Below are 22,290 nucleotides of genomic sequence, written 5' to 3' on the forward strand. Positions count from 1 at the left end.
CATAAAGCGACCGCCCTGACCGAGCCGGGTCTCCCATTTGCTTGCTTGGCATTTGGGGGGCGCATGAAAAGCCGAATATTCCGCATCGGGCTGCTACTCGGAGGGCTCGGGGCATGGGGCTGCGGCAAAGGTGCCCAATATCCAAAAATATACGATGCGCCGCTAGAAATCGACGATTCCGTGCCCTTTTCGTTTGATCTCTCCGCACAGCACGTGTCGTCGTCGTGCAAGACCGAGATTGCGGATTTGTTGCGTCACATGGACGCCATCGCGGCGCTCTCTGTGGAGAACGCGAGATTCGTGACCGTCGCGCGAGAAATGGAGCTCTACCGCTCGGAATTCTCCAATCGTCTATTGCCCATCATGTTCCTCAAATACGTGTCGCCATCGGCCGACGTTCGTTCGGCGGCGGGAGAATGCGAAATTCGGATGGGCCAATCGATGGTGGAGGTGTACGGACGCGACGATCTCCATCGAATCGTCAAGGCCGTCGTTGAAAAAAAGGAAATGCTCGATGCGCAAGACGCTCAACTCCTGCAGTCGACACTCAATCGATTCGTGCGCAGCGGGCTCGAGTTGGCCCCTGAAAAGCGAAAGGTTTTCTCGGCCAAGAAAAAAACGCTGATCGAGCTCGAATCCAAATTCCAAACCAACTTGGACGAGTGGAAAGACGGATTGGTCGTGAGCCGCGAGGAGCTCGCAGGGCTCGGTCCGAATTACATTGCCACGCTCGAGCGCGTTTCTCCGGGCAAATACCTGGTGCCGCTCGATTATCCGCATTATTACCCATTCATGGACGAGGCCCATGATGCAAATGCTCGCAAGCGCCTCGAATACAAGTTCAGTCGACGAGGCGGATTGCAAAACGTAAAACTTCTGGAACGAGCCATTCGATTGCGCCACGAGCTCGCGACGATGATGGGATACCAGAATCACGCGGAGCGCGTGTTGAAAAGCACGATGGCCAAAACGCCCGAACGCGTGGAAAAATTCCTCGAAGAGCTTTCGCGAGCATTCGAACCAAGCGCCCGCGCGGATCTTGCCGAAATGCTTGCCGCAAAGCAGAAAGACGTCGGGAAAGAATGCGCGGGCCTCATTGAATCGTGGGATTTTCGTTATTATGACAATCAATTGCGCAAAGCCAAATACGGGATAACTCCGCAAAAGCTCAAGGAATGGTTTCCTTTGGATGTCGTGGTTCGAGGGATGTTTTCCATCTACGAAAACCTCCTCGGTGTGCAATTCGCGCGTGCCGAAGGGCCGACGTGGCACGAGGACGTGACGTTTTTCCGCGTCATGGAGCATGGCAAAACCCGAGCGTATTTCTATTTGGACTTGTTTCCGCGACCGGGAAAGTATGGGCATGCGGCAAGTTTCACCGTGCAGAAGGGAATGAAGGAACGAAGCGGGGCCTATCGAGCGCCCGTTTCGGCCATCGTCGCCAATTTCACGCCGCCCACCGAAGGGCAAGAGCCATTGCTCACCCACGACGAAGTGGAGACGTTGTTCCATGAATTCGGGCACGTCATGCACCAAACGCTGACGAGCGCCCGGTATGCGAGCTTTTCGGGCACGAACGTCAAGCAAGACTTCGTGGAAACGCCCTCGCAAATGTTCGAATCATGGGTGTGGCAACCCGAAACGATCCAAATGATATCGCGTCACCATCGCACCGGCGAAAGATTGCCCGCCGACGTCATCGCAAAGCTGGTCGCTTCGAGGCTGCATCACATGGGCAGCCGACGCCTGCGCCAGGTTGCGCTTTCCGCGGTCGACTTGATGTACCACACGTCGCCCGGCATCGAAACGACGTCCGCATATGCGCGGATCATGCGCGACATCCGCTTGGTGCCCATCCAAGAAGGCACGTATCCGCAAGCAAGCTTCACGCACATCATGAATGGATATGGCGGCACGTATTATTCGTATTTGTGGTCCGAATCGATTGCCGTGGACATGTTTCGACGGTTTCAACAGGAAGGGCTCTCGAATCCCGGTGCAGGCGCCGATTTTCGAAGATGGATCCTCGAGCCAGGGTGCACCCAGGATCCCGACGAGCTCGTGCGTGGTTTTTTGGGACGCGAACCGAATCACGAGGCGCTGTGGAATTGGCTCGGGATTATTCCAAACGGAACGGCGTTCTAGTGGCTGTTTTGGAGGCGCCGGTAGAATGCGCGGTGCCAAGCGTGCAAGACGAGGAGCGAAAACACTTTTTCCTGCGCCATCGTGTCGCCTTGCGCCGCTTTTTCGCGCAATGCCTGCACCGGCTCCGGTTTGACCATCCCCGCGTCGGCAATGGCTCGAGGCTGGAGCAACGTGTCGGTCTCCGCGGCATTCGTGAACCACGCGGCGGGTGCGTGAAACGGCGACTTGCGCGCCTCGATGACGACGGGTGGCAAGTCGTTGCGCATGGCGCGCCGGAGCAAGTATTTGTTGAACTTTGGCCCCGTACGAAGCGAATGAGGAATGCGCGCCGCAAACTCGATCACCTTGTGATCCATGAACGGAGCCCGCGCTTCGATGCTGTGCGCCATGCTCGTCCGATCGAGCCGCAAATTGATGCGATCGGGCAATCGCAACCGCTGCTCGAAAAGCAGCATCTGCGAAAGCGGGTCGAGCTGCTCTGCTTCGCGCTCGAGGTCGGCGAAACGATCGGTCGCAATGTCCTCTCCGAGCAACGCTTGGCGCTCGGCAGACGACGAAAACACGAATTCCTCGTGACGCAAGTACCTTTCCAAGGGTCGAAGCGATTCGGCCGTCCCATCTTGAACGGTCCTTGCGAACTTCTTGTACCCGGCAAAAAGCTCGTCGCTTCCTTCTCCCGACAAAACCGTCGTCACGTGCGCCCCAGCTACGGCTCGAAATACCGACGCCGTAGGCAACAGCGCATCCGTCGACACCGGTTCTTCGACGTAATACAGCACGTCGTCGAGCGTCCGAGCGTCTTTGCGTCCCAAATGCATCACGCGGTGCGTTGCGCCATAACGATGGGCAACTTCTCCAGCCGCTTGGGTTTCATCGATCGGATCGCCTTGAAAGCCGATCGTGAACGCTTGAACTTCTCGGCCTTCGAGCGCCTTGGCGCCCAAAGCAAAGACGCTCGCCGAGTCCACGCCGCCGCTCAAAAGGAAGCCCATGGGCACTTCACTTTCGAGCCGAGCGTGCACGGCTGTGCGCAAGGTTTCGCGCAATTCTTCTTCCCACTGGCCACTGCGCCACGACGCATCGGGTTTCGTTGCGTCGTGATCGAATTGCAATTTCCAGTAGTTCTCGATGCGCGGCTCTCCGTCCTTTTCGATCACCAGAATCGATCCGCTCGCGAGCTTCTTGATGCCGTCGAAGATCGTCAGCGGCGCCGGAATGTAGCCGAATCGCAGATAATCTGCGACGGCTTCCGACGATATTTTCGGCGTGCGGCCAAGCACCAGCGGCTTCAACTCCGATGCGAAACGCAGCACGCCATCTCGCTGCTCGTAGTAGAGCGGCTTCAAACCTGGGCGATCCCGTCCGAGAATCAAGCGCCGTTTGGTCCGGTCGTACAGGGCAAACCCGAACATCCCGGAAAGCTCCTTGACGAAGTCGAGTCCCTTTTCTTCGTACAGGTGAATGAGCACTTCGCCGTCGACGCGTGTTCGGAAACGATGTCGCTCCTTCAGCTCTTCACGAAGCGCGTGGTGATTGTAGATTTCACCATTCACCACGGCGACGATTTGCTCGTCTTCGCTGTAAAGAGGTTGGCCGCCGCCGGCGAGGTCCAAAATGGCCAATCGCCGGAAGCCCAAAACCGCGTGATCGTCGAAGTACCATCCCTGCGCATCCGGACCGCGATGTCGCATGACGTGCAGGCTATCGGCCGGAAATGGCGGTGTCGCAAACGGCTGCCTCGCAGAATACGCTCCAAGTATGCCGCACATGAGTTTTCTCCGTGCCGTTCAGGCAGTTGTCGTATCGCCAATCATGGGCAGGCGAGGCTTGGTCGTACTGAGCGGTTTTTTCATTTGTTTCAATCGCTCCATGCCCGCTTCGTAGAAGAACGCGTTTTCGCCGAACGCCGGACGAAGTTTGTCGAACCACGTCGCTTGCGGATCGAATCGTGCGAAAAACGGTTTTCCTACCCAGGAAGGATCGCGCGCTTGCAAGAATCGAAGCGCGATCACTTTCTGGCCGAAAATCTCCGGTACTCCGTCGACGACCACTTTCCCCGGCATTGCGCTCATCGACGGACCACGCACCGTGCGTGCGAGCCCCGACACGCGCGAATAGGCGTCGCGGAAAATGTCGTACGCCTGCACGAGCGGCACTTCGAAGTAATGTCGCGCGCCCGTGTCGCGTTCGACGAACATGTAATAAGGTATCGCGCCAAGACGAACTTCCTTGCGCCACATCGTCTCCCACACTTCGGCGTTGTCGTTGACGTGCCGAATGAGTGGAGCTTGGCAGCGTATGGTTGCTCCCGTCGCGAGGACCCGTTCGATCGCTTTTTCCGCCATCGGCGTCGACAATTCGACCGGATGACTGTAATGCGCCATGAACGCCAGGTTTTTCCCGGCCTTCACGACCTGTTCGAAAAGGCGCAAAAGGTCGTCAGCATCCGTGTCCTCCACGAAGCGTTGAGGCCAATACGCCAGCGCTTTCGTGCCTAGACGAATCGAAGCGATCTGCGGCACATCGAGCAGCGGTTCGATATAGCGGCGCAGCACCGTCGTGCGCATGACCAAAGGATCGCCTCCCGTAATCAGAATGCTGGTCACGTCCGGATTGGCACGTACATATCGCACCAAATCATCGACCTCTTTGCTGGCGAACTTCAGATCGTCGAGCCCCACGAATTGAGGCCAGCGGAAGCAATACGTGCAGTACGAGTGGCACGTTTGACCTTGCGTCGGGAAAAACAGCACGGTTTCCCGGTATTTGTGCTGAATTCCCGCCACGGGCAAACCATCGAGCGTCGGTACGTTGTACTCGACTTGCCCTGCCGGATGCGGGTTGAGCCGACGCTGGATCTCGCGCGCCGCAGCCTCGATCGCCGCCTCCGGCGCTCCCCCGGTCACGAGGCGCTCCATCGTTTGGTAATCGGCGGCGTCGAGCATGTCCCGATGCGGAAATGTGAGCCGATACATCGGATCATCGGGCACTCGGCTCCAATCGATCAGCTCTTCGACGACGTAGTTGTTCACTCGAAACGGGAGCACAGCCGAAACGACCTTCATCATCTGCCGTTCCGATGCCGGCAGCGCCGCGAGCCGAGGCAGCGAGTCGATGTCGCGTCGCTGGAACACTCGGAATTTGCTGGGTCGTTGCGCGGTGAATGTCATGGGATCCTCCATGCGGATTAGTTTGAGGTCATAGGACTATACTTATGACGTCAAACGATTGCAACACAAAACATCACCGCGTCGAAAATTTGTTCGACCACCAAGGAAACAAGGAAGATCGCGTGCGATCACTCCGGTGGCGAGTGCACGAAGTTCACATCGACGCGTTGGATTTCAGTGAGGTGCGATCTGGGTGAGGCGCGAGCTGACGTCAGCGAGACAGGATCCGACCGTAGATCTCGGGATACCGTGTGGCGAACGTGTCCGTTTCGTACTTGCCAGGAATGACCACCGTTCGCTTGTACCTCGCGCGTGCGAGGTCGATGTCGGCGACGAGAATGGTTTCATCGTCTGCGGCCGATGCGATGGCGGCACCGGTTGGTTCGTGGATGGCCGATCGACCGATGAAGCGAAAGCCGTTCTCGGTGCCCACGCGGTTGCACGTCACCAAAAACAGCCTGTTCTCGGCGGCTCGCGCGGGCGCCATGTAGTTCGGCGACACCTCGGCTCCTTCGGGCCAGTTCGTGGGCAGCGCGATGATGTCGGCGCCGTCCAGCCCGAGGACACGCGACGCTTCCGGAAAGCGCACATCGTAGCAAATGAGCAGTCCAATTTTCCCGATCGCCGTGTCGAAGACCGGCAGATGCGAGCCGCGAACGACGTACTTGTCGAACCCGAGCTCGGGAAGGTGCGTCTTGACGTACCTTCGCATGCGCCCGTTCGGCTCGAAAAGAATGGCGCCGCTATACAGGTTCGTGCCGTCCGTTCCGGCAAACCCAACGACCGCGTGCATGCCAAGCTCGCGGCACGCCGCTTGGACCGTGAGAACGCTTGGATGCGCGACATCGACCGAATCAGGCTGCGCGCCGCGAACTTCGATGGCAATTCGCCGCGCCTCGGCCTCGTCGCTCACGGCATATCCCGTCAAGAACGCTTCGGGAAATACGGCCAATTGCACGCCTCGACCCGCGAGCTCGCGCAACTGTGAAACCGCAAAGGAAGCGTTGGCTTGTGGATCGCCGAAGACCACATTGCACTGGACGCTCGCGACGCGAACCATCGTCGAGCTGTGCGAATTCGTTGTAGAAGTGTTCATGGTGTGCGTTACTCGAGACGCCTGATCCAATCTACCATGGCGTCCATCGCACGCATCGTAGGTGCGCAGTAGTTGCGAAGAAAGGCGGCATCGACCGCCCCGTCGCTCGGCAGCGCCGCAAGCGCTCGAGCGCCGTCGAAGTTGACGAGAGCAACGCGTAGATAGAGCTTGTCTTCGGGCACACCGAAGTCCGAGCCGGGCAAGGTCGCAACACCGGCTTCATCGAGGATGCGTGTGCAAAGCTCGGGAGATGTACGAATGCCGTGCCGAGCGAGGCGTTCGGCCAGCGGATCGAAGCTCGGGAACAAGTAAAACCCGCCCGTGGCAGGTCTGCAGAGCACGCCTTCCGAAGAAAGAGCCTGCTGGAATGTGGAACAAACCGCGCCGAGGATGCGCCTCGCGCCATGCAAATACGCCTCGATTTCAGCTCCGCCCTTGAACGCTCGTACGGCGGCATATTGAATGGGCGCGCTCGTGGCCGAATACGTTTCGCTCGCAACGACGGCCATGGCTTCGAGCAGCCAACGCAGTGCACCGGGAAATGTCATCGTTCCAAGGCGCCAGCCGCCGGCGCCGCACCATTTCGACAATCCGCTGGCGACGATGGTTCCTTCTTCGTAAAACCGAGCGATCGACGTATGTTGGCCATTGAATTCGAGCTCGCCGTAGATTTCGTCGGAAAGGGCGACGACGCCATTTCTTCGCAAGGCTTGGCCGAGCGCTTCGAGCTGGCTTGCGTCGTAGCTGCATCCGGTCGGATTGCTGGGGTAATTCAAGATGATGACGCGCGGCACTTCGGGGGCGCTGCGACAAACTTCGTCGATCTGTTCCGGAAAAACGCGGAAGTCATGAGCGAGATCCGTCGGGATGCGACGTACCTTTTGACCAAGAATTCGAGCTTGGGGTTCGTAAGACACCCACGATGGCGAGGGCAATAACAATTCGCCCCGAAAAACCACCTGCAGAATGAACATCAGCTCTTTCGAGCCGGGTCCCACGAGCACGTCTTCGGGCGTGGATAGAATGCCGTGCCGAAAACGGTGATATTGCGCAACGGCCGCACGGAGCTGAGGCAAACCACGCACCGGAAGGTAGTCCTTCTCGGCGGCATTGGCGCGCAGCGTCTCGACGACGCACGTCGGCACGGGAAACGGCGATTGTCCCAAGCCGAGACGATAAACGGCATGTCCCTCGGCGGCGAGCTTGCTGCAATGCTCTTGAATGGCAAGCGTTGCCGATGGTTTCATGCCACAGATTCGAGGTTCGAGTGCATTTTGAGGTCGCGGCAAGTCGATCATGGTGTTCGACTCGTAGCACAGATCGTTTGGATACCAAGTAAATTTTGTGCTAGACGCAGAACCTGACGGGTTTCCACGACATGCTTCTCGAAAGACACTTTGATGTTCCGGTGAAAACGCGCTACGCGGCACGACGACAATGACGCTTCTTTTGTCCATCCTTGGTTTCGTTCTGCTCGTCTTCGGAGCCGAGCTGCTCGTGCGCGGGTCGGCGCGCCTCGCCGTCGCGGCCGGAATCTCGCCGCTCGTCGTGGGTTTGACCGTCGTGGCGCTGGGCACGAGCGCTCCCGAGCTTGCGGTGAGCATTCAATCTGCGCACGCTGGGCAACCGGATCTGTCGCTTGGCAACGTCATCGGCAGCAACATCGCGAACGTGCTGCTCGTCCTCGGACTCGCGGCCCTCGTCGCGCCGCTCGTGGTGCACCAGAAGCTCGTTCGTCTGGACGTACCCCTCATGATCGGCGTGTCGGTGTCGGCCCTACTGCTATCGCTCGACGGAACGATCAGCCGGTACGACGGGGCGCTCTTGGTGCTGCTTCTCGTCGTCTACCTGGTGTGGTCGATTCGCGAGAGTCGAAAGGAAACACGCGCAGTAAAGGACGAGTATGCCGAAGCGCTCGGAGTGGACGAAGTGAAGAAGAAACCGGGCCATCCGGCCGCCGATGTCGCTTTCGTCCTCGTGGGCCTCGTCATGCTGGTGTACGGCGCGGGGTTACTCGTGGATGGAGCCGTGGCGCTCGCCAAGGTGCTCGGCGTGGACGAGCTCTTGATTGGACTCACCGTGGTGGCGGTTGGGACGTCGCTTCCGGAGATTGCCACGTCGGTCATTGCAAGCGTGCGCGGCGAGCGGGACATTGCGGTCGGCAACGTCGTGGGGAGCAATATCCTCAATATTTTGGGCGTGCTCGGCGCATCGGCGCTCGTGTCTCCCCACGGCGTCAACGTCGATCCGGGCGCGCTGCGCTTCGACATCCCGGTGATGATTGCGTCGGCCATGGCGTGTTTGCCCATCTTTTTCCGAGGCTACCGCATCGTTCGCTGGGAGGGCGCGCTGCTCTTCGGCTATTACGTCGCGTACGTGACGTACCTCGTCCTGCGCGCAACAGGCCACACGGCGCTCGTCCCATACACCTGGTTGATGCTCGCGTTCGTCCTCCCTTTGACGATCATCACGCTCATCGTCATTTTGGTCCGCGAGCTACGCGCGACGCGTCGCAGATCGAACAGCAACGCCGACGCGTAGCCGCTTTTGTGGCTTCGAACCATGCCGCGTGACGATGTCCAAGAAAAAAGCTTGCGTTGTCGCTTTCGTCAAACTATTTTGAGCTCATACGAACAGAGGGCGCCGCGATGTCTCGAAACGCCGCATTGTTGTTGACCGTGCTTGCTGCTTACTGCGTTCCTTCACCGAAGGACGTACGATGTAACATGAGATTTGGACGAATTTCATGAATGACGACAACGCTGCGCCCACGGAAAACAAGCCCGCCGCAACGCAGACACCCCTGCCGACCGCTTCGCGAACACCGCTGCCGACACGACGCAATCAGAGCTTGATCTCTGCGCTCTTCGTCGATGCCTCGCCCATCGATCTGCGCCTCGTCGGTCGCACCATCTTTCATGCGATGCTGGTGGGCGTCGGCGCAGGTCTCGTCGCCGTTGCATTTTATGCGTGTCTCGAAAGGGTCGATCGATTCGTGCTCGGACACTTGGCCGGGTATCGAGCGTTACGTGCGGCTGGAGAATCTTTTTTTGGCGCGGAGGAAGTGGGCACGTTCCGTCCGCTCTTGCTCGTGTTTTTACCCGCCATCGGCGGCCTTTTGGCGGGCCTCGTGATGCGCCTTGCGCCGGAATGCCGCGGTGGCGGAGGCGATGCCATGATCGACGCGTTCCATCATCGCGGCGGTGAGCTTCGGCGCCGCGTGATTTGGGTCAAGTCGATTGCATCCATCTTGACGCTCGGGACGGGCGGAGCGGGCGGGCGCGAAGGTCCCACGATGCAAATTGGCGCCGCATTTGGCTCCTTCGTCGCGCAAACCCTGAATGTATCGCGCCGGGAAAAACGTATTCTCATGATTGCCGGTGTCGCGGCTGGCATGAGCGCCATCTTTCGCACGCCGCTCGGCGCTGCCCTGCTCGCCGTCGAAGTCCTTTATCGAGACGACTTCGAATCCGACGCGCTCGTCCCCGCCCTCCTCGCAAGCGTCATTTCGTATTCGGTTTTCGTGTCGGTATTCGGTGAAGCTACTCTCTTTACGCATGCGCCACATTTTCCGTTTGTCCCGGCGCATTTGCCGCTGTATGCAATGCTCGCGCTTTTCTGCACGCTCGTGGCCATCGCTTTTCTCAAGGCGTTGCGAAGCGTGCGCCGTCTCACCGCGCGGCTACCGGTCCCCGAATGGGCTCGTCCCGGGGTTGGAGGCTTGGCGCTCGGCGTGATCGTCGTCGGCCTCTTGCTCTTTCTAGGCAGCCGCAACGTGACGCCTTGGGGCCAAGGCATTGGCGTGCTCGGGGGCGGTTATGGTGCCGCGCAAATTGCGATATCGGGAGCTTCGTGGTTTCCCGACGGATGGCATGGAGTCCAATTGCTCGTGGTGCTTTGCGCCATCAAAGTCGTCGCGGCATCGCTTACCATTGGCACGGGCGGCAGCGCCGGGGACTTCGCGCCATCGCTCGCGATCGGGGGCCTCGTCGGCGGCGCATTCGGAAGGATTGCGGAGCTCTTGACGGGCGATCCGCGCATTGATCCCGGGGCGTTTGCCCTCGTCGGCATGGGCACCTTTTATGGTGGCATTGCACATGTACCCGTGAGCTCCCTCGTCATGGTTTGCGAGCTTGCGGGCAGCTACGATCTTTTGGTTCCCCTGATGCTCGCCGAGGGCATTGCCTTCGTCGCGCTTCGCGATCATTCGCTTTATGGGGCACAGCTCCCGAGCCAGCGCCAATCTCCCGCCCATACGACGGGCACGCTCGACGTGCTGCGCACCATCAAAGTGGTCGATGTCATGATCCCTGGGCGGTCCTACGTCAGTTTCAAACTCCAAACCCCCGTGCCGGAGGTGCTCCGACTCGCGGCCGAGACAAACTGGCAGGACGTTTTTCCGGTGCTCGACGACAGCGGGAAAATGATGGGCGTCATCACGGGCGACGTCGTGCGACTGCTTGCGACGGAGCGGGATCTGGAATCGCTCGCGGTCGCCATGGACGCCATGCAGCCGCCGGTCTCCGTGCGGCTCGACGATCATTTGCGCGCGGCGACGGAGGTATTGCTTTCGCAAAACGTCCGCGAAGTGCCCGTGGTCGATGATTTGGGCACGATCGTGGGCTTTTTGGATGAATCGGAGGTAAGTCGAGCGTACATCGAAGTCACGGGGCGCCAAGCGGCCGCGTGACATGACCGCTCGTCGTGACGGACGCGAGCGCGGGAAGTTTGGAGGTTTCCGGGCAGTTGATGTATGCTGCCGTCGTGTCCCGGCTCGAGCGTTACCTCGCCCGCTTGCCCAATGGCGTCGACTCGTACCCCGATGTCGTCGTCAAGGCTTCGACGTTTACCGCTTGCATCGCGGACAAACCCCTTCACATCCGGCGAGGTCAGGTCCCGGCGCCCATCGAAAAACTCATTCTCATGCCGCCTCTCGTCAGCGCGTGGGTGCCCGAAGTCCACATGGTTTCGATCTTCAAGCTGATCGGCGACCACCACTTCGAGGGGCGAGGGGGCACGGAGGCTTTTTTGGAGTGGGTGTACGATCAGAACCGAAAGCTGCTCGGCGGTAAGTTGTATCGCGCTCTGTTTTGGCTGCTCAATCCCGAGGCCGTTTTTCGCGGCGTGGAGCAACGATGGGGCACCTTTCGCCGCGGCACGAGCTTGTCGATCGTCCAGCGATCGGCGCGTCATGCGATTTTCGAGTTTCGTTATCCGCGCCATTTGCTGGACGACGAGGGGTTGCTGGCCATCAGCACGGCGCTGCGCGCCGCGGGAGAAGCCGCGGGCGCGAAAAGAACGGCCATCGAGCTGGTCGACGTGTCCCCGGTATTGGGTCATGTCCGCATGGACTGGGTCCCGCCGTGATGGTTTTCTCATCGCAACCGAGCTGATCGTGCTTACCCCAGCAATTGTCCGCCGGTGACCCCCAAAATCTCGCCATTGACGTACCGAGATTCATCCGACGCGAGGAACACGAACGCTGGCGCCAGCTCGGCGGGCTGCGCAGGTCGTTCCATGGGCGACGTTTCACCGAAATGCTCTATTTTTTCTTTGCCGAACGATTGCGGAATCAGCGGCGTCCATACGGGCCCCGGCGCAACTGCATTGACGCGAATTCCGCGTTTCACGAGCTCGTGCGATAGCCCCTTGGTGAACGTGACGATGGCGCCTTTCGTTGCTGCATAATCCAAAATCGAAGGGCTTGGTTTGTAGGCTTGAATCGACGCCACGTTGATGATCGTCCCGCCCGGGTGCATGTGTGGCAATGCGTGGCGGATCAGGTTGAACATCGCGATGATGTTCACTCGAAACGTGTGCTCGATGCGGTCGCTCGTGAGCTCTTCGATGGATTCGATGGCTTTGTCTTGCACGGCCGCGTTGTTGACGAGGATGTCGATGCGGCCGAATTTGGCGACGGTGTCGTCGATGATGCGGCGAGTATGGGCGTCGTTGGCGATGTCGCCGGCAATCGTCAAGCAAGCTCGGCCGGCATCCGATACCAAGCGGGACGTTTCGGCTGCGTCTTCGTGTTCGTTCAAGTAAGCGATGGCCACGTCGGCGCCTTCGCGGGCGTACGCGAGCGCGACGGCGCGCCCGATGCCGCTATCGCCGCCTGTAATGAGCGCGACGCGGCCTGCGAGGCGTCCGAAGCCGCGATACGACGCTTCACCGAAGTCTGGCCGCGGCTGCAATTTCGCTTCGATCCCGGCGGTTCTTGGGATTGTGCAGGAAATGGCGGCTGCAAGCCTTCGGTCCTGGGGTCGGTCGTCTCTTTGCGCATCGCGGTCATCGTGTCGCCTCCCACGGTGGTCCAAAGGACTTGGCGTGGAGATGTCAAGTTGGCGAGCTCGTGGAGGGCGGATGCAAGGCAGCCTAGCTGAGCTGCTCGCGGGGGACCGGAAGCGCATGCAACAGGGCAGCTTGGCTGGGGTGGAGCGACCGGAGAGGGTCGCTCGGGGGCAGCCGAGCTGCTCGGGGGAGGCCGGGCGAGGTGTCGTGGGGGCAGCCGAGCTGCTCGGGGCGGAGCGGCGGAGGTTGGGGGAGGGCGGGCGAGCTGCTTTGGGTAGACCGGTGGTGGTCAAGGTGGAGCGGCTGTACTTGCAAAGCGTGCTCTTTCTTGCGTGTCTGTCATATGCTTTCGTTGGGGTTGCATGAAGGCGTGGGGCTCAATGCTCTTTCGGTCTCGTTCATCGGTCTGAGCTTGGCGAGGAATGCATTGAAATCCTTTGCGACGAAATGCGGACCCATTGAAGGTTCTTCGTACCTATCCAGAAACAATACCTGCCCTTCGTCATCACAGGCCAGCGACAAGCAAAACAAGTTGCCGAATGGATCGTCGGCGATTGGCAGAAGTCGTTCGGGAATTCGACATTGGAATGCTCCCCAGGACCAGCCAAGGGTTTCCGATTCGAATGGCCCTGTCACGCCGAGAAGCACATGAACGACGGTTGCGTTTTCTGGAGAATCGTCGATGTCGATGATTGCCGGGACTGGACGTCCACCGTTGTGCGCGAGCAAGAATTGGCGATATGCTTCCGGTAATCGTTTGCCGATCGTTGCCTCGAGGGCCTCGAGATCGGATATTTGTAGTTTTTCCCCCTCCTCGATAATTTGAATCACGATGGCCTCCAGCGAATGGAATACCCTTGTGGATCGCCAGTTTGCTTGTGTACGTCTTTAGGCACGAGCTGCAATGTTTCTCCGTCTTGGTGGCGATGCCACACATACCCTCGCGGAGTCGCATCATGGCCGGCGGCAGCATTGGCATGCGCTTCGTCCGATGGGCGGCTTCCACTGAAGCGCCGGAGTGCAGATTCGCTGGATTCGTCGGACGGCGGATCACGGCGTATGGAAACCTCGATGGGCTCAGGCTCGCCGAGCTCCTCGGGGGTCAGATACCGTAATTTGTCGATGAGCGCATCGAAATCTTTGGCCACGAAATACGGGTGCGGAGGGTCTTCCTGGGCGTCGAAGTAATACACTTGGCCGTATCGTTCGGCGGTCAAATCGAGCATGAAGTAGTTGTCGGGTACTTCCGAGTCGTCACCCGCATCGCGGCCGATCGGAAACCATTTTTTCTCCTTGCAATCTGCGACGGATTCCCAGTACCAAAGCATGTCGCACACGCCGTCCGCCGTGTCGAAGCTGAATAGCTCGTAGAGAACCGTGCCAGTAAAGGGCGCGCCATCGATGTCGACGACGTTGGGATTGGGAAAACCGCCGTTGAACATCGTGAGATACGTCCGATAGGGTTCAGGCAGATGCAAACCAATGGTTTCTTCGATACGGGTGATGTCGGCGTCGGTGAGCTTGCGACCTGTTTTGGTCATGTCGACAGCACGGTATGCTTGGGGTTCGATGTTATCGAATTCCGCAAGTTCCTCGGGGGTCCAGTCGCGAATTTTGTCGAGGAATGACTGGAAGTCCGGAGCGACGAGCCATGGCTCGGGCGGATCCACCGGGCGGCCAAGATGCCACCATCTGAAGTAATACACGGAGCCGCGTTGTTCACCCGTCAAGGGAATGGTGAAGATGTTGCCGTATGAGTCACAAGCAATGGGCAACAACTTGTTTTCCAGGCACCCCCTGTATGCTTCGAGTCTCCAGGAGATCTCGGAGGTCTCGTGGGTCGTGCCGATGCCGAAGAACACTTGGATGTCGGCACCTTCGAAGGGAGCATCGTCAATATCGACGAGGTCCGGCTTCGGACGGCCTCCGTTGTGAGTCATCAGAAAAGCTCGGTACGGTTCAGGGATGGTTGCTCCCATCCTCGCTTCCAATGCTACGAGCCGTTTCTGTACCAGCGGGGGATTGGTCTCTTTGATCTGGATCATGGTGTTCCCAGGTGTCTGACGATCGCACCGCCGCCCGTGTGGCCCGTCGCTCTGTGGATCCATTCAGGTACGAGCTGCATCGTTGTGCAATCCTGATGATGGTGCCAGACGAAACCTTCAGGCGTTTCCGCATACTTGGCCATTCTATTTGCCTCTGTGTTGTCTGCTTTTGTCCCTTTCATGTTTTTTATCTTGACTTCCTTCTTGACCAGGCCTGCCGCCCGAAAATCTGGGTACCCATCCATGTCGAACGGTACTCCCGTTTTGGGATGCCGTTTGCCCGCAAGGGCTGCGTTGCGCGGCGTAAACTGCCCCTTCGCTGGTGGCGTTGCAAGCGGTTTTGCCTGTGCACCAGGGGGTGTTTGTCTCACCCGCGTCGTCGTCCTCGTGCCCGACGGGCTCGTCGTGGTCGTTGCGATCGTTCGTCCGGACGAATCCTTGGTGGTCGTCTTCGTCACCGGTTGCGCAGTGGGCGCTGTTTGCGCCGGTTTCGCCGCTGTTTGCGCTGGCGGCTTGGCTGGCGGCGGCGGTTGCGTGGCCGGTTTCGCCTTGGGCTCCAGCAGCTTGACCTGCGACGGCGCCGGCGGAGCTTCCGGTGGAGCGCCTTCACTCAGCAATTGCCCGGCATTGCGCACGCCATTTGCGAGCGTCGCGCAGCCATTGGTGGCAATGGCAAACGACCCCGCCGCGATGGGCACGCCCACAATGGCCCCACCACCCGTGCTGCTCATCCCGGCACCAGCGCCCATGCCCGCGCAACCAATGGCAATTTGACCGGTGCCAACGACAATCTCTCCACACGCCCGCCCCACCTGCGCCCAATACGTGCCCTGTGGAAGCAGCCGCAATTGGATTGCGACCTCGGCACCTGGCGAACCGAGTGGCACGGCGCCAATCGCACCACCCGAAACCAATCCTCCGCCAAATTGCACGCGAGGATCTTCCAATGACAACGCGTCGTCCTGAGCGACCGGCTTTTGCACCACGAGCTTCGGCAATGGCAATATCTCGCGCGGCTGCGGCGGAATCACCTGCGGCTCCGCCAATTGCTCACCCGCCCAGCTCAGAGCAGCAATGAGCAATTTTGTTTCAAGTTGCTGCAGTGGATCCCGATTCGTTTGCCCCGCATACCGTGGATCGGGGTGCGCTCGCTCTGAACACGACTGCGCCAAGATCGCTGCAAGCGTTGCTCGCAGCTCGGCAGGCATGACGAGCTCCGCGTCACGCTTGCACCGCGCCTTTTCGTCCGCGCAATTCACCGCAAAATGCGAAAGCGATGGCCGTGGTAATGGCGACGCGTCCTTTGCATCCGGCAGCACGCGCGCCTGGTCGTCCTTCGGCAGCAACCGCTCGCTGCCGGGCAACACCGACGGCGCTTTCCGCGGCTGCTCCGGCCTTGCAGCAGGCTTTTGCGCTGAACGCGTTATCGGCTTGGGCAACGGTTTCGGACCATCCGCCTTGCGCGGAGCCACTTGCGGCTTCGGCGTAACCTTCTTCGGCGCAGGCGGCTTTGGCGGAGGTGGTGGCGGTGGCGGATCCGCCGCTGGCGGCGGCTGAACCGCGGGTGCTCGCTTGCAGGTCCACGCAATCTTGCGGATATCCTCGGGAAACCTATTGAGGCTATCGGTGCCGAGGTTTGGGTTGTGCTTGTAAACAATATGATGATCGGTCCTCGTCCCCCTCCATGCACCGACCTCCCTCCACCCCTTCGTATCCTTGACGATGACGAACGTGTCGTTGTCCGGCGAAAGATTGTCCGGCCTCCAGCACACTTCGATGGGCGCGGGTTGGGCCCACGCGTTCGTCGTGAAGAGCGCGACCACGAGCACCGAACCACAGACCGCCCCAAGAAGGCAGCGCCACGACTTCAACACGAGCACGCTCGCCGCCCAGAGAAACCGAAGCCATGTCGCCATCCCGAGCCCCTCCACCGCAGCACCTCGCACGTATCGACGCAGCAGGTAGGCTACGGGGAGGAAAACATGAATGGCAAGCAAAGTTTGTAACTTCCCCCTTCCATCAAGCGCTCGATTCGGATACTGTCTCGGCCGCACCGCTTACGACGAGGTACATCATGCCCGAATCCAAAAAAGCCGCGCCCAAAAAGCCCGGATTGCCGCCCGATGCGCGAGCTGCGTATCTACAAATCGAAAACGAATTCGCGTTGGTCGCGGAAGCCGATTTCGTGACCATCAATGTCGACATTCCGCAAGCCGTATCGCTGGCCCTCGGAGCGCTCGAAGGGCTCGCACCGCTACGCGCAGCCATCGTCGAACAACTGCCAAAACATTCCATTGCCACGTTCGACAAGCTGGGGACCTATGCGCTGGCAGCGTGGTATTCGCATTTGCTGTTTTTGAACGAGACGGCGCCGAAGAATACCGTAAAGGAATTGACCGAAGAAGCTGCGCCGCTTCGGGCAAACCTATTGCGAGATGCCGAAGCGGCTGCAGGTAGGGGTCTCGTGCCGTCAAAAACCGTCGAAGAAATCCGATCGGGCCAAGGCAACATCGATACCGCCAATGACTTGGTCGCTCTGTCGGCGCTGTTTTCCGATAATTGGAAAACCTTGCAAGGCAAAACCGCTGCAACGGAAAAAGAAGTAGCTCGCGCCGGAGAGCTCGGGGCGCTGCTCTTGTCGGCGCTCGGCGCGCGTGAACAGGTTGGCACGGTGACATTGCCCTCGACCGAGCGTCGCGTGCGTGCATTCACGCTTTTTATGCGCGCGTATAATGAAACTCGGCGCGCCGTGCATTACTTGCGCTGGCATGAAGGCGACGCGGACGACTTGGCGCCGTCGCTGTACAAAGGGCGAGGCGGACGGGGTGCAAAAGCGGAGGAAGCTCTGCCCGAGGCAGCTCAGCAAGCCGCGCCGGTGGAGGCAGGGTCGTCGCAGCCTAGCTGAGCTGCTCGCGGCGGGCCGGAAGCGCATGCAACAGGGCAGCTTGGCTGGGGTGGAGCGACCGCAGAGGGTTGCTCGGGGGCAGCCGAGCTGCTCGGGGGAGGCCGCGCGAGGTGTCGCAGGGGCAGGCGGGCTGCTCCGGGCGGGCCGGTATGGGTCGAGGTAGAGCGGCTGTACTTGTGAGATGTGAGCGCGATGGTTTCACCGGCGCTCCTTGGGCCGGCCGTCAGTTTGCGGCGCGCTGATCGTCGGGGTGGTCGTCGGGTTTGTTGTGCCTGCTGCGACTCGGTGGGGATGGCTCAATCGTCGAACGTTGTGAGCTTGTCCAGGAATTCCCCAAAGCTGTTTGCGACGAGGAACACGTTGCTGTAGTCCTGCCGGTGCAGCCCATTCTCGTCGAGCTCGTCCTCGTGGTCCCAGAAGTAGATCTTGCCGCGGCGTTTGCCTTCGATGCCGAGGCAGATGATGTTGCCGAACGAGTCACATCCAATCGGAAGAAGATCACGCGGTATCCGGTCATCGTACACGTCCAACTCGCGTTCCAAGTCATAGCTGTTTCCCGTCTGGACTCCAAAAAAAGCCTGCATGCCGCTATTTTCATGTGCCCAGCCGGGCACATCGAAGGCATCGGGTACAGGTCTACCTCCATTGGATGTTAGCAGGAATCGCTTGTACTCGTCCGGCAGTGAGAGATTGCGACGCGACTCGAATTGAGTAATGGCGTCGATGGTGATAGTGCCAAACGGATCTTCCATTACCTCTAGCACTGCAATGCCTCCCTATCGTGATGTTGCCATGCCACCCGTGTGGAAAAATTCCTCATGCACGTCCCGTCTAATCAACTGCATGGTTTTCCCGTCTTGATGGTGGTGCCAAATGTAATCGAGCGGCTCTTTGGGGATGCCAGCGGCTGCATTGGCACGCTGTTTGTCTGGGCCATACTTCCCCGTAAACTCAATCCGCACATCCTTCACCGTGGGATGCCGATACGCAGAAAAATCCGGGTACCCATGCTTGTCGTAGGTGACTGCCACCCCATCCTTTCGCGTGAACGTCCTCGTTCCATCGGCATTCTCTTTAATCGTACCGCCTCTCTTTGTCCACTTGTCCGGATCCGGCTGGTGCGGCTTCCGCCCATTCCCCGGGTTTGGCGTAGGTTGCCTGGGTCGCGTCGTCGTTCTGGTGCCCGACGGGCTCGTCGTGGTCGTCGTCGTTTGCTCGGGCGCCCCCCTGATCCGCGTCGTCGTGGTGGTCTTGGTCGGTGCCGCCGGTGGCGCTTGCGCCGCGGGCTTTGCCGCCGGTTTGGGCGCCGCGGCAACGGGCGCTTGCGCAGCCGGTTTCGCCTTGGGCTCCAGCAGCTTGACCTGCGACGGCGCCGGCGGAGCGTCCGGAGGAGCGCCTTCGCTCAGCAATTGCCCGACATTGCGCACGCCATTTCCCAGTGTCGCGCAGCCATTGGTGGCAATGGCAAACGACCCCGCCGCGATGGGCACGCCCACAATGGCCCCACCACCCGTGCTGCTCATCCCGGCACCAGCGCCCATGCCCGCGCAACCAATGGCAATTTGACCGGTGCCAACGACAATCTCTCCGCACGCACGCCCCACCTGCGCCCAATACGTGCCCTTCGGAAGCAGGCGCAATTGAATCGCGACCTCGGCACCGGCCGAACCGAGTGGCACGGCGCCAATCGCGCCACCAGAAACCAACCCGCCGCCGAATTGCACACGGGGATCTTCCAATGACAACGCTTCGTCAGCGACCGGCTTTTGCACCACGAGCTTCGGCAATGGCAATATCTCGCGCGGCTGGGGTGGAACGACGTGCGGCTCCGCCAATTGCTCACCCGCCCACCTCAGCGCAGCAATGAGCAATTTCGTTTCAATTTCCTGAAGTGGATCCCGATACGTTTGCCCCACATGTCGAGGATCCGGGCGCGCATTGTCTCGACACGACTGTGCCAAGATCGCCGCAAGCGTTGCTCGCAGTTCGGCAGGCATGAGCTCCACGTCACGCTTGCACCGCGCCTTTTCGTCCGCGCAATTCACCGCAAAATGCGAAAGCGATGGCCGTGGTAATGGCGACGCGTCCTTTGCATCCGGTAGCACGCGCGCTTGCTCGTCCTTCGGCAGCAACCGCTCGCTGCCGGGCAGTGCCGACGGCGCTTTCCGCGGCTGCTCCTGCCTTGCAGCAGGCTTCTGCGCTGAACGCGCTATCGGCTTGGGCAACGGTTTCGGACCATCCGCCTTGCGCGGAGCCACTTGCGGCTTTGGCGTAACCTTCTTCGGCGGTGGCGGCTTTGGCGGCGGTGGTGGCGGAGGTGGCGGATCCGCCGCTGGCGGCGGCTGAACCGCGGGTGCTCGCTTGCAGGTCCACGCAATCTTGCGGATATCCTCAGGAAACCTATTGAGGCTATCGGTGCCGAGGTTTGGGTTGTGCTTGTAAACAATATGATGATCGGTCCTCGTCCCCCTCCATGCACCGACCTCCCTCCACCCCTTCGTATCCTTGAACATGACGAACGTGTCGTCTTCCGGCGAAAGATTGTTTGGCCTCCAGCACACCTCGACGGGTGCTACGTCGGCCCATGCGTTCGTCGTGAAGAGCGCGACCACGAGCACCGAACCACAGACCGCCCCAAGAAGGCAGCGCCACGACTTCAACACGAGCACGCTCGCCGCCCAGAGAAACCGAAGCCATGTCGCCATCCCGAGCCCCTCCACCGCGGCACCTCGCACGTATCGACGCAGCAGGTAGGCTACAGGGAGGAAAACATGAAGGGCAAGCAAAGTTTGTAACGTCCCCCTTCCATCAAGCGCTCGATTCGGATAACGTCTCGGCCGCACCGCTTACGACGAGGTACATCATGCCCGAATCCAAAAAAGCCGCGCCCAAAAGCCCGGATTGCCGCCCGATGCACGAGCCGCCCATTTACAAGTCGAAAACGAATTCGCATCCGTTGCGGAAGCCGATTTCGTGACCATCAATGTCGACATTCCGCAAGCCGTATCGCTGGCCCTCGGAGCGCTCGAAGGGCTCGCACCGCTACGCGCAGCCATCGTCGAACAACTGCCAAAACATTCCATTGCCACGTTCGATAAGCTCGGGACCTATGCGCTGGCCGCGTGGTATTCGCATTTGCTGTTTTTGAACGAGACGGCGCCGAAGAATACCGTGAAGGAACTGGCCGAAGAAGCAGCGCCGCTACGGGCAAACCTATTGCGAGACGCGGAAGCGGCTGCAGGTAGGGGCCTCGTGCCGTCAAAAACCGTCGAAGAAATTCGATCGGGCCAGGGCAATGTCGATATCGCCAATGACTTGGTCGCTCTGTCGGCGCTGTTCTCCGATAATTGGAAAACCCTGCAAGGCAAAACCGCTGCAACGGAAAAGAAGTAGCGCGTGCCGGAGAGCTGGTGCGCTGCTCTTGTCGGCACTCGGCGCGCGTGAACAGGTTGGCACGGTTGCATTGCCTTCGGCTGAACGTCGCGTGCGTGCATTCACGCTTTTATGCGCGCGTACGATGAAACGCGGCGTGCCGTGCAATACCTGCGCTGGCATGAAGGCGATGCGGACGACTTGGCGCCGTCGCTGTACAAAGGGCGCGGCGGACGGGGTGCAAAAGCCGAGGAAGCTCTGCCCGAGGCAGCTCAGGAAGGCGCGCCCGTGGAAGCGGGGTCGTCGCAGCCTAGCTGAGCTGCTTGCGGCGGGCCGGAAGCGCATGCAACAGGGCAGCTTGGCTGGGGTGGAGCGAATGGAGACGGTCGCTCGGGGGCAGCCGAGCTGCTCGGGGGAGGCCGTGCGAGGTGTCGCAGGGGCAGCCGAGCTGCCTAGGGCGGACCGGTGGAGGTTGGGGAGGGCGGGCGAGCGCAGAGTGGGTCGCGCAAGCGGCTCGACCGGATGTGTCGGTAGTTTGGCAAGACCGCCGATCGCGACGACCGGTTGAGCGAACGCTGTCTCACGCGATGTTGGCACTGGAGGGGTAGGGGTTGCTGCGATTTGGCCTGCTCGATGCGCAATTCAGAATGCCCAGCCTAGGCCGGCGCGTGCCGTTGGACGCAATTGCGGCAAATTTTCGAGGAAGAGCTGATGAAAGGTGCTGTCCGAGAAGCCAGAATAGTCACGATAGGCGTAGAGCCAGTATGACGCGCCGAGTCCGACGAGAACGAAACCTTCTCCGCGGTATTCGTACCCAACTTCAGCGGGCAACCATAGATCGAGACCGGGAGGGCCACGATGATCGTTCCACGGTATCCACTGAATCGTTACGCCAACACCGGTGGAAATCGACGACGACGGCGTAATGGGTATGCGAAACCTGCCCATTGCACCATGCTTGAAACCGAATTGATACGCGGCAGTTCCTTCGGAGGACAAACCAAGGGCGAAAGGCATAACCCCGCAGTAATTCCGGAAGGTGAGTGGGGCGAATAGTTCTACCGTCGCCTCGATGCGCACGGCGATGGGTCGAACAGTTGCGGCATTGGGCACCTTTGCAGGTGGCGAGTGAACAGGTTTAGCCTTTGCCGGCTGCGGGCCGACATCCGCTGCAAGAGCATTTCCGTGGCCCCGAAGGCGATGACCAGGACTACCACGCAACCGATGGCGTCACGCGGAACGTTGCGCGCACGAGCAAACGTGCGA

The 22,290-nt window shown here is 60.0% G+C and carries 17 protein-coding genes and 1 pseudogene; 7 read left to right on the forward strand and 11 right to left on the reverse strand.

Features of this window, described 5'->3' with window-relative positions; translation table 11 throughout:
- The first annotated feature begins 63 nt into the window (after positions 1-63).
- The gene (locus tag IPM54_09295) at positions 64-2,145 is read left to right on the forward strand and encodes a Zn-dependent oligopeptidase (protein MBK9260017.1); all 2,082 of its coding nucleotides are present in this window, start codon (positions 64-66) and stop codon (positions 2,143-2,145) included.
- Here IPM54_09295 and asnB read toward each other — a convergent pair.
- The 4 genes from asnB to IPM54_09315 all read right to left on the reverse strand — a co-directional run bounded on the left by asnB (position 2,142) and on the right by IPM54_09315 (position 7,709).
- Complete coding sequence (gene asnB, locus IPM54_09300; GenBank protein MBK9260018.1) at positions 2,142-3,914, reverse strand: asparagine synthase (glutamine-hydrolyzing); 1,773 nt, start codon at positions 3,912-3,914, stop codon at positions 2,142-2,144. The two genes, IPM54_09295 and asnB, sit on opposite strands and share 4 nt — an antisense overlap.
- A gap of 18 nt (positions 3,915-3,932) precedes the next feature.
- Entirely contained in the window at positions 3,933-5,315 is a 1,383-nt protein-coding gene (locus IPM54_09305; GenBank protein MBK9260019.1) for a lysine 2,3-aminomutase, read from the reverse strand.
- Between the two features lie 211 nt (positions 5,316-5,526).
- On the reverse strand, positions 5,527-6,411 hold the full coding sequence (locus IPM54_09310) for a carbon-nitrogen hydrolase family protein (GenBank protein MBK9260020.1): 885 nt from the start codon (positions 6,409-6,411) through the stop codon (positions 5,527-5,529).
- 8 nt (positions 6,412-6,419) lie between these two features.
- Complete coding sequence (locus IPM54_09315) at positions 6,420-7,709, reverse strand: aminotransferase class I/II-fold pyridoxal phosphate-dependent enzyme (protein ID MBK9260021.1); 1,290 nt, start codon at positions 7,707-7,709, stop codon at positions 6,420-6,422.
- A gap of 139 nt (positions 7,710-7,848) precedes the next feature.
- On the opposite strand from IPM54_09315, the gene IPM54_09320 reads away from it, so the two are divergent.
- The 3 genes from IPM54_09320 (at position 7,849) to IPM54_09330 (ending at position 11,778) form a co-directional block, all read left to right on the forward strand.
- Complete coding sequence (locus IPM54_09320; protein ID MBK9260022.1) at positions 7,849-8,952, forward strand: calcium/sodium antiporter; 1,104 nt, start codon at positions 7,849-7,851, stop codon at positions 8,950-8,952.
- Positions 8,953-9,157: 205 nt separating this feature from the next.
- Positions 9,158-11,101, forward strand: coding sequence for a chloride channel protein (locus IPM54_09325; protein ID MBK9260023.1), 1,944 nt, complete (start codon positions 9,158-9,160; stop codon positions 11,099-11,101).
- 14 nt (positions 11,102-11,115) lie between these two features.
- Positions 11,116-11,778 carry a hypothetical protein gene (locus IPM54_09330; protein MBK9260024.1) on the forward strand — a complete coding sequence of 221 codons (663 nt, stop codon included), beginning with the start codon at positions 11,116-11,118 and terminating at the stop codon, positions 11,776-11,778.
- 32 nt (positions 11,779-11,810) lie between these two features.
- Here the strand turns inward: IPM54_09330 and IPM54_09335 are convergent.
- From IPM54_09335 to IPM54_09350, 4 genes and pseudogenes are all read right to left on the reverse strand, one after another.
- A pseudogene (locus IPM54_09335) lies at positions 11,811-12,694 on the reverse strand (glucose 1-dehydrogenase).
- 347 nt (positions 12,695-13,041) lie between these two features.
- A complete protein-coding gene (locus IPM54_09340) occupies positions 13,042-13,533 on the reverse strand; it encodes an SMI1/KNR4 family protein (protein ID MBK9260025.1) in 492 nt (163 codons plus the stop codon).
- Complete coding sequence (locus IPM54_09345; protein MBK9260026.1) at positions 13,530-14,747, reverse strand: SMI1/KNR4 family protein; 1,218 nt, start codon at positions 14,745-14,747, stop codon at positions 13,530-13,532. Before IPM54_09345 ends, IPM54_09340 begins: the two co-directional genes overlap by 4 nt.
- The gene (locus IPM54_09350) at positions 14,744-15,955 is read right to left on the reverse strand and encodes an HNH endonuclease (GenBank protein ID MBK9260027.1); all 1,212 of its coding nucleotides are present in this window, start codon (positions 15,953-15,955) and stop codon (positions 14,744-14,746) included. Before IPM54_09350 ends, IPM54_09345 begins: the two co-directional genes overlap by 4 nt.
- A gap of 866 nt (positions 15,956-16,821) precedes the next feature.
- On the opposite strand from IPM54_09350, the gene IPM54_09355 reads away from it, so the two are divergent.
- Positions 16,822-17,652 (forward strand): hypothetical protein, encoded by an 831-nt coding sequence (locus IPM54_09355; GenBank protein MBK9260028.1) that lies wholly within the window; start codon positions 16,822-16,824, stop codon positions 17,650-17,652.
- 296 nt (positions 17,653-17,948) lie between these two features.
- Here the strand turns inward: IPM54_09355 and IPM54_09360 are convergent, their stop codons facing one another.
- Both IPM54_09360 and IPM54_09365 read right to left on the reverse strand, forming a co-directional pair.
- On the reverse strand, positions 17,949-18,416 hold the full coding sequence (locus IPM54_09360; protein MBK9260029.1) for an SMI1/KNR4 family protein: 468 nt from the start codon (positions 18,414-18,416) through the stop codon (positions 17,949-17,951).
- A gap of 12 nt (positions 18,417-18,428) precedes the next feature.
- A complete protein-coding gene (locus IPM54_09365; GenBank protein ID MBK9260030.1) occupies positions 18,429-20,357 on the reverse strand; it encodes an HNH endonuclease in 1,929 nt (642 codons plus the stop codon).
- Between the two features lie 268 nt (positions 20,358-20,625).
- On the opposite strand from IPM54_09365, the gene IPM54_09370 reads away from it, so the two are divergent.
- Both IPM54_09370 and IPM54_09375 read left to right on the forward strand, forming a co-directional pair.
- Entirely contained in the window at positions 20,626-21,045 is a 420-nt protein-coding gene (locus IPM54_09370; protein MBK9260031.1) for a hypothetical protein, read from the forward strand.
- Positions 21,046-21,156: 111 nt separating this feature from the next.
- A complete protein-coding gene (locus tag IPM54_09375) occupies positions 21,157-21,342 on the forward strand; it encodes a hypothetical protein (protein ID MBK9260032.1) in 186 nt (61 codons plus the stop codon).
- Between the two features lie 324 nt (positions 21,343-21,666).
- Here IPM54_09375 and IPM54_09380 read toward each other — a convergent pair whose 3' ends face one another.
- A complete protein-coding gene (locus IPM54_09380; GenBank protein MBK9260033.1) occupies positions 21,667-22,041 on the reverse strand; it encodes a hypothetical protein in 375 nt (124 codons plus the stop codon).
- Positions 22,042-22,290 lie beyond the last annotated feature (249 nt).

The organism is Polyangiaceae bacterium (assembly GCA_016715885.1).
Classification (GTDB): Bacteria; Myxococcota_A; Polyangia; order Polyangiales; family Polyangiaceae; genus Polyangium.

Bases quoted from the DNA above. Each gene is read 5' to 3' on its own strand.
- IPM54_09345 (MBK9260026.1), bottom strand. From the start codon at position 14,747: ATGATCCAGATCAAAGAGACCAATCCCCCGCTGGTACAGAAACGGCTC.
- IPM54_09365 (MBK9260030.1), bottom strand. From the start codon at position 20,357: ATGGCGACATGGCTTCGGTTTCTCTGGGCGGCGAGCGTGCTCGTGTTG.
- IPM54_09380 (MBK9260033.1), bottom strand. From the start codon at position 22,041: ATGCCTTTCGCCCTTGGTTTGTCCTCCGAAGGAACTGCCGCGTATCAA.
- IPM54_09375 (MBK9260032.1), top strand. From the start codon at position 21,157: ATGCGCGCGTACGATGAAACGCGGCGTGCCGTGCAATACCTGCGCTGG.
- asnB (MBK9260018.1), bottom strand. From the start codon at position 3,914: ATGTGCGGCATACTTGGAGCGTATTCTGCGAGGCAGCCGTTTGCGACA.
- IPM54_09325 (MBK9260023.1), top strand. From the start codon at position 9,158: ATGAATGACGACAACGCTGCGCCCACGGAAAACAAGCCCGCCGCAACG.
- IPM54_09350 (MBK9260027.1), bottom strand. From the start codon at position 15,955: ATGCCTGCCGAGCTGCGAGCAACGCTTGCAGCGATCTTGGCGCAGTCG.
- IPM54_09305 (MBK9260019.1), bottom strand. From the start codon at position 5,315: ATGACATTCACCGCGCAACGACCCAGCAAATTCCGAGTGTTCCAGCGA.
- IPM54_09295 (MBK9260017.1), top strand. From the start codon at position 64: ATGAAAAGCCGAATATTCCGCATCGGGCTGCTACTCGGAGGGCTCGGG.
- IPM54_09315 (MBK9260021.1), bottom strand. From the start codon at position 7,709: ATGATCGACTTGCCGCGACCTCAAAATGCACTCGAACCTCGAATCTGT.
- IPM54_09355 (MBK9260028.1), top strand. From the start codon at position 16,822: ATGCCCGAATCCAAAAAAGCCGCGCCCAAAAAGCCCGGATTGCCGCCC.
- IPM54_09320 (MBK9260022.1), top strand. From the start codon at position 7,849: ATGACGCTTCTTTTGTCCATCCTTGGTTTCGTTCTGCTCGTCTTCGGA.
- IPM54_09310 (MBK9260020.1), bottom strand. From the start codon at position 6,411: ATGAACACTTCTACAACGAATTCGCACAGCTCGACGATGGTTCGCGTC.